Annotated in this window: 13 protein-coding genes; 12 read left to right on the top strand and 1 reads right to left on the bottom strand. The window is 67.5% G+C overall.

The window, feature by feature from the left end; genetic code table 11:
• The first annotated feature begins 29 nt into the window (after positions 1-29).
• The 11 genes from cysC (at position 30) to AAFU51_16800 (ending at position 11478) form a co-directional block, all read left to right on the top strand.
• Positions 30-749, top strand: a complete 720-nt coding sequence (gene cysC / locus AAFU51_16850) for an adenylyl-sulfate kinase (GenBank protein MEO1572928.1) — start codon at positions 30-32, stop codon at positions 747-749.
• 115 nt (positions 750-864) lie between these two features.
• Entirely contained in the window at positions 865-1776 is a 912-nt protein-coding gene (gene rfbA, locus AAFU51_16845; protein ID MEO1572927.1) for a glucose-1-phosphate thymidylyltransferase RfbA, read from the top strand.
• 75 nt (positions 1777-1851) lie between these two features.
• Complete coding sequence (gene rfbC, locus AAFU51_16840; protein MEO1572926.1) at positions 1852-2424, top strand: dTDP-4-dehydrorhamnose 3,5-epimerase; 573 nt, start codon at positions 1852-1854, stop codon at positions 2422-2424.
• Positions 2425-2428: 4 nt separating this feature from the next.
• Positions 2429-3328 (top strand): dTDP-4-dehydrorhamnose reductase, encoded by a 900-nt coding sequence (gene rfbD, locus AAFU51_16835; GenBank protein ID MEO1572925.1) that lies wholly within the window; start codon positions 2429-2431, stop codon positions 3326-3328.
• A gap of 184 nt (positions 3329-3512) precedes the next feature.
• Positions 3513-4253, top strand: a complete 741-nt coding sequence (locus AAFU51_16830; protein MEO1572924.1) for a class I SAM-dependent methyltransferase — start codon at positions 3513-3515, stop codon at positions 4251-4253.
• 16 nt (positions 4254-4269) lie between these two features.
• Positions 4270-5235: a sulfotransferase gene (locus AAFU51_16825; protein MEO1572923.1), complete on the top strand. Its 966-nt coding sequence runs from the start codon at positions 4270-4272 to the stop codon at positions 5233-5235.
• A gap of 13 nt (positions 5236-5248) precedes the next feature.
• Positions 5249-6673, top strand: coding sequence for a flippase (locus AAFU51_16820; protein MEO1572922.1), 1425 nt, complete (start codon positions 5249-5251; stop codon positions 6671-6673).
• Positions 6674-6856: 183 nt separating this feature from the next.
• Positions 6857-7909, top strand: coding sequence for a glycosyltransferase family 2 protein (locus AAFU51_16815; protein MEO1572921.1), 1053 nt, complete (start codon positions 6857-6859; stop codon positions 7907-7909).
• A complete protein-coding gene (locus AAFU51_16810; GenBank protein ID MEO1572920.1) occupies positions 7906-9246 on the top strand; it encodes a hypothetical protein in 1341 nt (446 codons plus the stop codon). The genes AAFU51_16815 and AAFU51_16810 overlap by 4 nt, the downstream gene beginning before the upstream one ends.
• A gap of 10 nt (positions 9247-9256) precedes the next feature.
• Entirely contained in the window at positions 9257-10474 is a 1218-nt protein-coding gene (locus tag AAFU51_16805; GenBank protein ID MEO1572919.1) for a glycosyltransferase family 4 protein, read from the top strand.
• A complete protein-coding gene (locus AAFU51_16800) occupies positions 10471-11478 on the top strand; it encodes a sulfotransferase (protein ID MEO1572918.1) in 1008 nt (335 codons plus the stop codon). The genes AAFU51_16805 and AAFU51_16800 overlap by 4 nt, the downstream gene beginning before the upstream one ends.
• A gap of 29 nt (positions 11479-11507) precedes the next feature.
• On the opposite strand, the gene AAFU51_16795 is transcribed toward AAFU51_16800, so the two are convergent.
• A complete protein-coding gene (locus tag AAFU51_16795; GenBank protein MEO1572917.1) occupies positions 11508-12506 on the bottom strand; it encodes a hypothetical protein in 999 nt (332 codons plus the stop codon).
• A gap of 243 nt (positions 12507-12749) precedes the next feature.
• On the opposite strand from AAFU51_16795, the gene AAFU51_16790 reads away from it, so the two are divergent.
• Positions 12750-13985 (top strand): DUF1972 domain-containing protein, encoded by a 1236-nt coding sequence (locus AAFU51_16790; GenBank protein MEO1572916.1) that lies wholly within the window; start codon positions 12750-12752, stop codon positions 13983-13985.
• Positions 13986-14014 lie beyond the last annotated feature (29 nt).

Here is a 14014-nt window from a genome sequence, read left to right as displayed (position 1 = left end):
GGCCGTAGATCGGCTCGCCGTCGGAGCCGTTGCCCGGTCCGGCGTGGTCGCGGCCCACGACGAGGTGGGTGCAGGCCGCTGGCAAGGAGTTCAGCATGATCTCCGGCACGCAGCTCCGCGAGAAGCTCCGCACGGGCGCTGAGATCCCGAACTGGTTCTCGTACGACGAGATCGTCGCGGAACTGCGCAAGAGCTACCCGCCGAAGGAGAAGCAGGGCTTCACGGTCTTCTTCACCGGCCTCTCGGGCTCGGGCAAGAGCACCGTCGCCAACGCTCTCGTCGTGCGCCTGCTGGAGTTCGGCGAGCGCGCCGTGACCCTCCTCGACGGCGACGTCGTGCGCACGCACCTCTCGAAGGGCCTCGGCTTCTCGCGCGAGGACCGCTCGACCAACGTGCAGCGCATCGGCTATGTGGCCAGCGAAGTCACCAAGCACGGCGGCATCGCCGTCTGCGCGCCCATCGCGCCGTACTTCGCCGACCGCAAGGCCAACCGTGACCTGATCTCGTCCGTCGGCAACTACATCGAGGTCTTCATCTCGACGCCGCTCGAGGTCTGTGAGGCCCGCGACGTGAAGGGCCTCTACAAGATGGCCCGCGAAGGCAAGATCAAGGAGTTCACGGGCATCTCGGACCCCTACGAGGCCCCCGAGAACGCCGAGATCGACATCCCGTCGCACACGATGCCGGTCCAGGAGGCGGTCGACACGATCATCGCCTACCTGCAGAACGAGGGGCTGCTCCCCGCGTAAGCGGCGGCAACCTATCCTAGACGGATAAAGTCCCACGAGGGCGCGGCGCAAGGCACCATCCTTGCAAGCCGCGCCCTCGTACCTTTTCCGCCACTCCGCACGCACCAAACGACCCATGAAAGGCATCATCCTCGCCGGTGGCTCGGGCACCCGGCTGCACCCGCTGACGCTCGCGTTCAGCAAGCAGCTCATGCCGGTCTACGACAAGCCGATGATCTACTACCCGCTCACCACGCTCATGCTGGCGGGCATCCGGGAGATCCTGATCATCTCGACGCCGCACGACCTGCCGCACTTCCAGCGGCTCCTCGGCGACGGCCACGCGTGGGGCCTCGACCTACAGTACGCTGTGCAAGACGCGCCCAACGGCATCGCGGAGGCGTTTGTGATCGGCGAGGAGTTCCTCGGCGGCGAGCCGGCGAGCCTCATCCTGGGCGACAACATCTTCTACGGTCAAGGTCTGACCAACACACTCCGCCGCGCTCGCACGCGCGTGGAAGAGCAGGGCGGGGCGACGGTCTTCGGCTACTACGTCAGCGACCCCGAGCGCTACGGCGTCGTCCACTTCGACGCCGACGGCCGCGCGCTCGACATCGAGGAGAAGCCCACTGAGCCCAAGTCCAACTATGCTGTCGTCGGGCTCTACTTCTACGACGGGGCCGTGACCGACATCGCGCGCAACTTGGCGCCGTCGGCGCGGGGCGAACTCGAGATCACCGACGTGAACAGGACCTATCTCCAGCGCGGCATGCTCGACGTGGAAGTGCTCGGGCGCGGGACGGCTTGGCTCGACACCGGCACGCACCAGTCGCTTCTGGAAGCCGCCAACTTCGTCGAGGTCGTCGAGGCGCGGCAGGGGCTCAAGATCGCCTGCCCCGAGGAGGTCGCCTTCCGCATGGGCTACATCGACGCCGACGCGCTCCGAGCGCTTGCCACGCCACTTGCGAAGAGCACCTACGGGCAGTACCTACTCACGCTCCTCGACCAAGTGGCGACCCAACGCCACCCAGCAGATTTGACGATGTAGGCGGTTCGATTTTCGATGGGGAAGCGCCTCCTAGCTCTGTGTCGAAGATCGAACATCATCAATCGAACATCATACATGAACAGGATCGAGACCAACCTCCCCGGCGTGTTGATCGTCGAGCCGCGCGTGTTCGGCGACGCCCGCGGGTTCTTCCTGGAGACGTTCAACGCCGAGCGGTACGAGGAGGCGGGCATCCCGTATCGCTTCGTGCAGGACAACCACTCGCGCTCGCGGCGCGGCGTGCTCCGCGGGCTGCACTTCCAGAAACAGCATCCCCAGGGCAAGCTCGTCTCCGTGTCCCGCGGCGCCGTGTATGATGTGGCGGTGGACGTGCGCCCCGGCTCGCCCACGTTCGGCCACTGGACGGGCACCGAGTTGTCGGAAGACAACCACCGGCAGCTGTGGGTCCCGCCGGGCTTCGCGCACGGCTTCTGCGTGCTCAGCGAGGTCGCCGACTTCCAGTACAAGTGCACGGACTACTACCACCCCGAGGACGAGGGCGGTGTGCTCTGGGACGACCCCGCGCTTGGCATCGACTGGCCGTTCGCAGAGCCGACGCTCTCAAAGAAGGACCAGGCGCTCAAGCCGCTCGCGCAACTGACGCTGGCCGAGTTGCCCGCCGAGTCCGTTGGCGATGGCGTCCGCTAGGCCGATGCGTGTCCTCATCCCCGGCGCTAACGGCCAGGTCGGCCGCGAACTCGTCGCCCGCGCGGCGCAGCACGACATCGAGGCCATGGGTCTGACGCGCGCCGACCTCGACCTCAACGACGCGAAGGCCGTGCGCGCCGTCGTGCAGGCACACCAGCCCGACGCCGTCGTCAACGCGGCGGCCTACACGGCCGTGGATCGCGCCGAGTCGGAGCCAGACCTCGCCTTCGCCGTCAACCGAGACGGCCCTGCGGCACTGGCCGCAGCGTGCGCCGACCTCGGCATCCCCCTCGTTCACTTTTCGACGGACTACGTGTTCGACGGGGCGAAGCCGGAGCCGTATGTCGAAGGCGATCCGGCGGCACCGCTCGGCGTCTACGGCCAGAGCAAGTGGGAGGGGGAGGAGGCCGTCCGCGCGGCGCTCGACCGGCACCTTATCCTCCGGGTGAGTTGGGTCTTCTCGCGGCACGGCGGCAACTTCGTCAAGACGATGCTGCGGCTGGGGCGCGAGCGTGAGGCCCTGCGCATCGTCGCCGACCAGCACGGCGGTCCGACGCCGGCCTCCGCTATCGCCGACGCGGCCCTGGTGACGCTCCGGCAGGCTTCCGAGCGGAACGACGACTGGGGCACCTACCACTTCTGCGGGGCGCCGTTCACGACCTGGCACGGCTTCGCGGAGGCCATCTTCGCCGAAGCGCGTCGTCACGAGCCGCTCGCTGTTCGCGACGTGGCTCCGATTCCAGCGTCGGCCTACCCGACGCCGGCGGCGCGGCCGGCCAACTCGCGGATGGAGGCGGCGCGCCTCGCGCACACGTTCGGCATTGCGCCTGCCGACTGGCGCGCGGTGCTGGCTGAGGTCATAGCCGCGTTGCAGCCTCCCGCATCGGACGAGGCACCTGGCTGACCTGCCCGAGGTCGAGGTCTGTGCGCGGCCTCGTCCTGCGACCAAGAGTTTTTCCCAGAGATCGAGGCGGCTCCCGACGCTCCCGCAGGGCGGTGCTACTTTCGGGACTTGTAGCGGCCCGGTCCCGTCCGCAGACGGTCCTGTTCGCCGATCGGCCTGTTCGCCTTCCATCGACGCCACCCGCATGCTTGCGCTGACGACCCTAGAGCCTCCCCAAGAGGCACCGCTTTCTGGCGACGCCGCCGCGACTGGCCCCACGCACGTCAACATCGGAGCAGGGGCGAGCTATCTCCCTGGCTTCGCCAACGTGGACATCGCCGACCACGCGGAGATCTCCCTGAACCTGAGCACCGACCCGCTCCCGTTCGAGACCAGTTCCGTGGACGTGGTCTATTCGGCGCACACCCTGGAGCACGTCGACGACTACCTGTTCGCGCTCTCCGAGATACACCGCGTGCTGCGGCACGGCGGGCAGTTCTTCCTCGAAGTTCCCTACGTCACGCTGACGAAGTACAACCTCGTCAACCCCTATCACAAGCACCACTTCAACGAATTCTCGTTCGACTTCTTCCATGTCGACAAGCTGAAGGGGTCGGCCGTGGAGGAAAACCCGGTGCTCTTTGAGAAGGTGTTCCACGTGTTTCACCCGCAGGGGGGCTTTCGCTTTGTGCCGCCGCCGCTCAGCGGGTGGTGCCGGGCGCACCTGTTCAACACCACGCGCGCGATCAGCTTCGGGCTGCTGGCAATCAAGTCGCCCCACCGCCGCATCGAGGTCACCGCTGCCCAGCGCCGCGCGATGCGGAACGAGTTGTTCCGGCTCGGGGCGTCCCGCGTTCACTACCAGTGGGTAGACGGCACCAGGGTCGCGCCGCCCCCGCGAGACCGGGTCGCGCTGCGGGCTCTCAAAGCGCGGCTGTGGAAATGAGCCAGCGCCCGTGGACATGAGTGAGATGGTCCAATCCAGCAGCGTTGAAGAGCACCGCGCGCCTGATGCGTCCGACGCATCATGGGGGCCCACCTTCTTCGTGATCGGTGCGCAGAAGGCCGGCACGACCTCGCTACACGACTGGCTCATCCAGCATCCTGAGGTGTGCCTGCCGCTCCACAAGGAAACGCACTACTTCGAGAAGCGCTTCGGGAACGGCTGGGCGTGGTACCGCGACCAGTTTCCGTGCGCGGCGCCGTCGAAGCTGGTAGGCGAGGTCGATCCGGAATACCTCTACCACCCCGCCGCGGCACGTCGTATCCGGGAGGCGCTGGGCACGCCAAAGCTGGTGGCGGTGCTCCGTGAGCCGGTGGCGCGCGCCTACTCGCAGTATCGCATGAGCGTCGCGCGCGGGTTGGAGACGGTGTCGTTCCCGGAGGCGCTCGCGCTGGAGGCAGAGCGCCTGAGCGAGGCAGACGCTCGGCTCGGCCACATGCACTTTTCCTACCTGGCCCGGGGGCGCTATGCCGAGCAACTCGACCGCTACGTCGACGCCTTCGGGCGAGACGCGCTGCACCTCGTCCGCTTCGAAGACCTCGTGAGTGGAGAGCATGGCGACCGCACCTACGCCTCGATCTGTGCCCACATCGGTCTCAGGTCGGACCCGGCCGTGGCGGACCGTTCGCAACGAAGCAACGTGGCGAGCGAGCCGCGCAGCACGGCCGTGCGTGACATCATCTACCGGCGCGGTCGCCTGAGACGCTGGGGCGGAAAGCTGATCCCAGGTATCCGGGCGAAGAAGACCGTCATGAGATGGCTCGACCGGCTCAACAGCCGCCCCGCTCGCTCGAAGGGCGCTGCCTGGAAAGCCGAGGTGTCCGGCTGGGTGTGGGACGAGGCAGAGCGAGAGGCCGTGCTCCTCGCAGACCGCTACGGGTTCGATACGACGGCCTGGCGGCAGTCCTACGCGTCGCACCGCTGAAGCCCTGCGCCCCATGAAGCGACGAATTGCGGCCCTCCTGTCCGATACGCACCTCCGGGAGTTGCTGGCCCACGGGGTGTTCAACTTCGGGCTGCGGCTGGGGGCCGGCCTCCTCGGCTTTCTGTTTGTCGTGGTGCTGGGCAGGACGCTCGGGCCCAACGGGACCGGGGTCTATGTCCTCGCCCTGGCCGTGGCGACAGTGGCGACGGTGCTCTCTCGGCTCGGGATGCCGGGGGTGCTGACGCGGTTCGTGGCGGCGGAGTCGCAGGCGGGGCGGTGGGACCGGGTGCGCGGCGTGTACCGCAAAGCGCTCCTGGTGTCGGTCGTGGCAGCGGTCACGCTGACGCCGCTGGTGATCGCTGGGGCGACTGGGGCACGCGAACTGGGTTGGATGCAGCCCGAGGTCGCGCGCGCAGTGCAGTGGATGGCGCTCGCCATCCTCCCTGTGACGGTGGTATGGGTCACGGCCGGCGCGCTCTTTGGGTTGAAAGCCGTGCGGGCGGCCACGTTCGTCCAGGTGGCGATGCTGCACCTGATCACGCTGCCCGTGTTTCTCCTGCTCGCGTCAACGGGCGAGGCTTCGCCGCTGGATGCGGTCGCAGGCTATGTCACAGCCCAGACGATCGCAGCGGTCGTGGGCCTCTTGGTGTGGCGTCGGTATCGAAAGCCTGGCCCGGCATCGTTCGAGTGGACCACCCTGCGCCGAACGGCAGGCCCCTTTTTCTGGGTGAGTACGCTCATGCTGGCCGATGGGTGGACGGCGGCGTTTGCCCTCGGCATCTGGGCGACGCCGAGCGAAGTCGGCATCTACAACGCGGCGCTGCGCATGGCCATGCTGACGAGCTACATCCTGAACGCGGTTAACAGCATCGCTGCGCCGAAATTCGCGGCGCTGCACGAGGCGGGCGACACGCGCAGTCTGGTGCGAACGGCCGTCGGGTCGAGCCGCTTCATGACCGCGGTGGCGGCCCCGCTGCTCCTCGGCTTTTTCCTGGCACCGACGTGGGTGATGGGGCTCTTTGGCGAGGGGTTCGAAGCGGGTTGGATCGCCCTGGTCATCATCGCGGCCGGGCAATTCTTCAACGTGGCCTCCGGGTCGGTGGGCAGCCTCCTGGCGATGACCGGGCGGGAGCGGCTGCTGCGCAACGTCACCATGGTGTCGGTTGGTACCAACGTGGTGCTGACCCTTACGCTCGTGCCGACCCTGGGTCTGGTCGGAGCCGCGTGCGGCACGGCAATCGGGTGGGTGCTGTTCAACATCGGCTGTGCGGTCATGGTGCGCCGACGGCTGGGCATCTGGGTCCACGTCTTCGCGCCGATGCCCCCGGCTTTGCCTGCGCACGGCGATGCCGCAGGGGCCGACGTGCCGCCACCCTCGTCGACCGATCCCAAGACTGATCCTGCGCTGGACCCCAGGCCCCCTGCCGTCGTCGATTGAGACGGACCGGCGTTTCTGTGCCCGGCGGCAATGCAGCTAGGTCGCACGTGGGTAACGAGGGGCACGCGCTCGCCATCACCCTGATTTGGCTCGGTCCTGTCAGTATTTTCCGCCGCCTCGGCCGGGACACGTTGTCCCGCACTCTTTCGCTCCCTACGGCACCCTCCCTGGATTTAGCGTCACGTGGCTGCTCTTGCCTCTGCGACCCGCACGGCCCGCACGACGGTGGTGCTGGTGAACTACAACGGCGATGCCGACACGCGTCGCTGCCTGGCTTCGTTGGCAGCGGCTGGTGCGCCTCCGGTGGTCATCGTGGACAACGCCTCCGAGCAGATCGGGTTTGAGGACGTTCTGGCGGGCTATCCAGGCGCGAGCGCCTTGCTGCGTATGCGGGAAAACGTAGGCTTCGGGCGCGCCAACAACGTGGGCATCGCGCACGCTCTCAGGGGAGGCGCGTCGTTTGTGTTCGTGCTCAACAACGACACGGTCGTGGAAGCGGACACGCTCGCTCGTCTGGAAGCCGCCCTAGACGCCGAGCCCACGCGCGGCCTGGCAACGCCCCGGACGGTCTACCTCGAAGCGCCCGACGTACTGTGGTATGGCGGGGGCGAGGTGAGCTGGCTCCGAGGTTCGGCCGTCGCGCCGGGCTACGGGGGGGCTGCCGAAGCGCCGCTGGCAATGACGCCCCGCCCGGTCGGCTTTGCCAGTGGGTGCGCGATGTTGCTGCGCGCTGAAGCGCTGCGCGATGCCGGGGGCTTCGACCCGCGCTACTTCATGTATGAGGAGGATGTCGAGTTGAGCCTCCGCCTGCAGAGAGCAGGGTGGTCGCTGTGGTACGAGCCTACGTCGTTTCTCTACCACCGGGTCGGCGGCAGTTCGACGGCCAGCGAGGCCAGCACGAGTCAGCGCGGGCGGCGGGCGGGCAACCCGCGGCTGGCGTTCTACCTACATCACCAAACGCGTAACCGCATCCTGACGGCCTTGAGGCACGCACGTGGGCTGGACGCGCTGCGGTTTTGGCTAGGCTTCCCGGTCTACTGGACAGCGCTGCTCGTGCGCTATGCGAGCCAGGGACGTCTGGATGCGGCGGCAGCGGCGGCGCGCGGCGCCGTGAGCGCTCTCAAAGCGGCGAGGGGGGCGACTGATCCTCCGCCTCAGTTCGACGGCTGCGCCCTCGCCGATGAGCGAGTCGTCCGGCAGGAAGAGCATCGGTCCGTGACGTCGAACACGCCATGAATGGAGCGCTGTCCCTGTTCGACAACCCGGCGTCGGGCTCGCTTCCGCGGGCGCGGGTGCGAGCCGAGGCACGCACGTCGTGGCTCGTGCAGCTAGGGCTGGTGTTCGCCTTTGTTCACAGCTTCGATCTGCTGTCCAGTTCGCCGCTGCGGCCCTACTTCTGGCGCTTCGACTTCATCATTCTGGCGGCGCTGGCCCTCTTCGCCGTGCTCTTTGCCACATCGCGGCTCCTGAGACACGGCTGGCACCTGAGCGGCCTCGATGTCTGCGTGCTGCTGATCGCCGGGGTCATGCCGTTCTACACGGCCTGGCGCGCCTACTCTGTCTTCGGGCAGCCGCTCGTCTTCGGCGTGCTCTCGGAGCGCGATCTTCTCCAGGGGCTCTATGCGTGGCTGTTGCTCTACCTGTTCTGGAAGCGCGCCATTCGGCTCCGCGATGTGGAGCGGGTCGTCCTCGCCATGTGCTGGGTGAGCCTCGTCGCGATCTACCTCGTCGGCCTCGCCCGGGCGAGCGGCTGGAACCCCGAGCCGATCATCGAGGGCACGGACAAGCGGTTCGGCAAGGACAACTTCAACGTAATCCTGCTGGTGTTCGGGGGGCTCTACTACGCGGCGCGGTATGCACGCCAGGGACGCGGTGCCGACGCGCTGGCGGCGCTTGCCATCCTGGGGACGGTCGTCTTCTATCGGGAGGGCCGAAGCATCAACCTCGCAGTGCTGATCGCCTTGGGGTGGCTGGCGCTGCGCACGATGTCCGGCACGCGCAAGGCGAAGCTCGCTGTCGTGGGCGGGACGTTGGCCGTGCTCGTTGGGCTGTACGTGGCGCAGAGCGCCGAAGCCTCCGCCTTCTTCCAAGGCCTCGTCGGGTTCTATGGGGCGGCTGTGGCAACCCTCTTTGGCGATGCTGGCGACGACCTCTCGGCCAACGCTCGCATCTACCAGTTTGCGGTCATGTGGCCCTACATCACCGAGTACGCCCTGTGGGGCGCGGGGCAACTCTCCCACCAATGGAACGGGGGGTTTGCCCGACTCTTCGGCGAATTGCACCCCTCCGACCTCGGTATGTTGGGCATGGTCTTCGTGTACGGGATCGTGGGTGTGCTCATCTTCAGCGCGCAGGTGCTGCTCGCCGCACGCCTCGGCCGCGAGGTCTCCGACCGGCAGTCCCCCGTGTTCGTGGTCACCTGCAAGTACTACCTCGTCTTCCTCTACGTCGTGTCGATCCCGACGGCGCGGTTCATCTTCTCCGTCGGCACCACGCTGATCATCTTGACGCTGCTCTATGCCCACGTCCACGGCCTCGACCGCTCGCTCGGGGCCCGTGTCGAACGTCGCTAATTCTGTTTCTATGGCTAGGACTCCAGAAGCAGCCCACGCGGCGCGAGGCGGAGCGCTCGATGTGCTTGTGGTCGAGCCCGTGGGCGGGCACGGAGGCATGGACCTCTACGATGCCGGACTCTGCGGCGGCTTGCGCGACGCCGGGTTGAACGTGGCGCTCGCTACGTCCCAGTGGGATCGTGATGTCGAGGGCTACGAGGTCTGGACAACGTTCGAGGGCGTTTTCGGGGACCAGGCCGCGCTGTGGCGGGCCGGGCGCTGGGTGCGTGCGCTGCTGCGCTCACTGCGTAGGGCGCGGCAGCGCGGCGCTCGGGTGTGTCACCTGCACTTTTTTCAGGCCACGCTGCTCCAGTGGGTGACCCTGTCGCTGACGCGGCGCATGGGTTTCCAGACGGTGGTCACCGCGCACGACGTGGAGACGTTCAGCGGGGACCGCGAGCGCTGGGCCCCTCGGATCTATGCGCTGGCAGACCGCGTGATCGCTCACAATGCCGTAGCCCAAGACGAGGTCGTCCGCGTGCTCCAGGTCTCGGCCGAGCGCGTGCGCGTCGTGCCGCACGGGCACTACCTCGACGCGCTGCCTTCCGAGCTACCCACGCAGGTTCAGGCCCGGCACCGGCTGGGCATCTCGCTCGAAGCGCCCACGGTCTTGTTCTTCGGTCAGATCAAGCCCGTCAAAGGTCTGGACGTGCTGCTGCAGGCCTGGCCCGAAGTGAGGCGGCAGATCCCCAACGCGCAGCTCGTGGTCGCCGGTCGGCCTTGGCGCGACGATCCCAGCACCTACACCGCCCTGATCGACGCGCTCGGGATCGGCGACTCGGTGCTGTTTCGTCCTGGCTACATCCCCAACGACGAAGTCCCGGCCTACTACGCGGCCTGCGACGTGGTCGCGCTGCCCTACCACCGGATCTACCAGAGCGGGGTGCTCCTGATGGCGATGAGCTACCAGCGCGCTGTCGTGGCGTCCGACCTGCCCGCGATGCGCGAGGTCCTCCGCGACGGAGAGCACGGGCGCCTCGCTCCCGCAGGCGACGCCTCGGCGCTCGCCGCCGTCCTCTGCGACCTCCTCGGAGACTCGGCGCGCACCCAAGCAATGGGCACGGCGGGTCATGCACACGTGGCCACGCACCACGACTGGCGCGCAGTCGGCGTACAGACGGCCCGCATCTACCAGGAGGTGGCAGGCACCCCCGTTTCGCAGTCGGTTACCGAGTATGCACCCTCATGATCTTTATCGTCGGTAGCAGTCGCAGCGGGACCACCATGATGGGGGACGTGCTCGGGCGCAATGCCCGCGTCTTCACCTTTCAGGAACTGCACTTTTTCGAGCAGCTGTGGACACCCGGAGACGCCGGGCCGCTGGCCGAGGACGAGCAGGTCAGCCTCGCCGCGCGGCTGCTGTGTGTGCAGCGCGAGGGCTACCTGACGCATGGCTCAGCGAGCGCCTACGACCGCGAAGCACGCGATCTCCTCGCGCAGCCCACGTCCGTCGACTCAGTGCTGCCGGATGCGCTGCGCGTATACCACGTCGTCCTGGCCTACGAGACTGCTCGGCGCGGAGCTCAGCGGCCCTGCGAGCAGACGCCGCGCAACGTGCTCTACCTCCGAGAGATTCTGGATCACTTCCCGGAGGCGCAGGTCGTCAACATGGTCCGCGACCCGAGAGACGTGCTGCTCTCGCAGAAAGGGAAATGGCGCCGGCGGTACCTCGGGCACCCGGACACGCCACTCTCCGAGACGGTGCGCGCCCGCATCAACTACCACCCATACACGGTTAGCAAGCTGTGGCGGGCTTCGGTGGCCGCGGCGCGCGCCTTTGAGGACCACCCTCGGGTTTGCACGGTGCGCTATGAGGACCTCGTGCATGCGCCCGACGAGACCGTGGCGCACCTCTGCGACTTCCTCGGCCTCGACTACGAGCTGGCGATGCTGGCTGTGCCGCAGGTCGGCTCCTCCGACGCCCGCGACGACACCGCTGACCTCGGCATCAATGCGTCGCGTGCCCTCCGGTGGAAGCGGGGCGGCCTGTCGAGCACGGAGCGCTACATCGCCCAAGCGACCAACGCCGACTTCATCGAGGCATACCGCTACGAGGAGGATCCCGTGCAGCCGAGTTGGCTAAAGGTCACCGGGGCCTATGCGCTCGCGCCCGTGCAACTCGGCGTGGCGCTTATGGCCAACCTCCACCGCATCCGAAACCTGCGGGAGACACTGCGCCGTCGTCTGACCTAGCGAAGACGGCAAGTGCCGTGCGGCACCGGCTAGGTCAACTGGCGCACGGCCTCGGCTTGCTGCGGGGTCAGCGTGTAGACGTTGTTCACCTGCTCGATGTGGTCGAGGTGCACCTCGCCGATCGAGCGGCGCGTGGACACGTCGAACACCTCCACGAGGTTGGCGCTGGCCTGGCCCCACCCCAGGAGGTCTTTGTAGCGCTTGCGCGGCGCCGAGACGCCTGCGTAGAACAGCGTGGTGTCCAGCGACAGCGACGCCCCGCGCCCCCACCCGCGCCCGTCGAGCTGGTGCTGCAGGGTCCAGGTGTTGTCGTAGATGTGGATCTTGGCGTGCCCGCTGCTGAAGACCCAATAGGCGCCCGCAACGCGGCGAACGCTGTGCGGCGCCTTCAAGCGGAGGCTATGGGGCTCGCCGGTGTCGAGGTTAATCACGCCGCCGTTGCCCTGCGACTTGATGAGCTTCTGGGCGATGCGCCGGACGAGCTGGAGGCCCGACACATGATGCACGAGGGCGTATCGGTGGCTGTCGTAGCCCTCGAAGACCTGGTTGCAGTGGAAGCGGTCGATCGTCGACACGTCGGACTGGCCGGCCGCCAGTTCTTCGATGACGGGGTCTGCGTGGGGCTCGGTGCGGCGGAGTTGCTCCCGCTGCGTGCTACCGGTATCGGGGTGGTAGCCGACGGCCTCGTCGTAGCCCGTGTTCGACAACCAGAGCGTGTCGCCGATGAACTCGATCTCGTGCACGTCGCGCAGGCGCGGGATGGGGTGCGGGGTGCGGGTTCCGGTCGCCAGATCGAGTTCGAAGAGGTCTGTCCCCTCGGTGTAGAAGAGCCGCAACGAGCCGGGTCGCAGCGCGAGGGCGGAGACGCCGAGGTCGCCGATCGCGTCAAAGTAGGAGAGGGGCTGTGCACCCGCCGACGTCACCAACTGAACTGGGTGAATCTGGGACCGATCTAGAGTGCGGTCGTCTTCCTTGGCGTTGAGCGAGCCGGTGACGAGGAGGGCGTCCCGCAGAAGAGCGTGGGACATGGGCAAGAAGGGCAGGGGGGCAGAAACCAGGAAAGGTACGGGCGCCTCTGGGTGGGAGCCGAGCGGTTTGGCTCATTTTCTGCGGAGGGGTGAGCGCGCACTTGTTACCTACTTGCGTGGTATGTATTCTTGGCTTCCTACCAGCGTGCGCCAGAAACGTACCCCGGGCGCTCCTCTCCGGTGCTCCCCTCCCTCTCTCGCCCTCCGTCGGTGCGTACCCACCCCACCCGCCGCTCCACCGCTGTGACCCCACGTGCTACTCCCGTCCGCTCGCTTGCGATTTTAGGTACACGCGGAATCCCAGCTCATTACGGTGGTTTCGAAACCTTTGCAGACGAGTTGTCGACGCGCTTGGTCGCTCAAGGCATCGACGTGACGGTGTTCTGCGAGAGCGACGGCCCGCGCGCGCCTGAGAACTACAAAGGCGTCCGCCTCGAATTCGTGGAGACCCCCCGCCTGGGAAGTCTCACCACGGTGCTCTACGACGTCCGGTGCCTCTGGCGAGCCCGCAAGCGCTTCGACGTGGTCTACATGCTCGGCTATGGCGCGAGCGCCTTCTGCTGGCTGCCGCGCCTCTACAAGCGCGAGGTGTGGATCAACATGGACGGCATCGAGTGGGCACGCGAGAAGTACAACTGGATCGGTAAGGCCTACCTTCGCGCAATGGAAGGCTTCGCCATGCGGACGCCCTCGCGGCTGATCGCGGACGCCGCGGCGGTGAAAACCAACCTGGCCGACCGCCACCGCAGCATGCCGCCCTGCGACGTGATTGCCTACGGGGCGCCAGCGCTGCACCACCGCCCCGATCCGGCTCTCCTCGCCGAGTGGGGCCTGACGCCGAAGGGCTACCACAGCGTGGTGTGCCGCTTCGAGCCGGAGAACCACGTCACTGAGATCATCGAGGGCTACAGCGCCTCCGAGAGTCCGCTGCCCCTCATCGTGCTCGGCGACCACACCCAGCCGACCGAGTACGTCCAGCGGATCCGGGCCGCCGCCGCGCGCGACCCCCGCGTCCGCCTCATCGGGACCGTCTACGAGCGTGACCGCCTCCAGGCCTTGCGCTACCACAGTGTCTCCTACCTCCACGGCCACTCGGTCGGCGGTACCAACCCGTCGCTGCTCGAAGCCTTGGGGTGTGGCAACGTCGTCGTCGCGCACGACAACCCGTTCAACCGCGAGGTAGGCGGCGACGCCGTGCTCTACTTCCGGGAGGCTGCCGAGCTACCCGCGCTGCTCCAACGCATCGAAGAGAGCACGGCCCTACAGCGGGCGCTCTCCGAGCAGGCTGTGGCGCGCATCGAGGCGCGCTACACCTGGGGTCGCATCGTCGGGCAGTATCTCGAACTCCTCGGGCACCCGCAGCGCGTGGAGGCTCCGGTGGAAGTGCCAGCGGCGCGTCTGCCGAGCCACAGCGGCGACGGCCATCGGTCCGCCGAGCCGGTTCTTGTGATCGCCGAGGAAGCGCCGCGCCGCGCGTAGCTGGAAGACAGTGCGTGGACAGCCAGGCC

This window comes from Bacteroidota bacterium (assembly GCA_039821555.1).
Classification (GTDB): Bacteria; Bacteroidota; Rhodothermia; order Rhodothermales; family Rubricoccaceae; genus JBCBEX01.
This window is presented reverse-complemented; position numbering and strand designations above follow the sequence as displayed.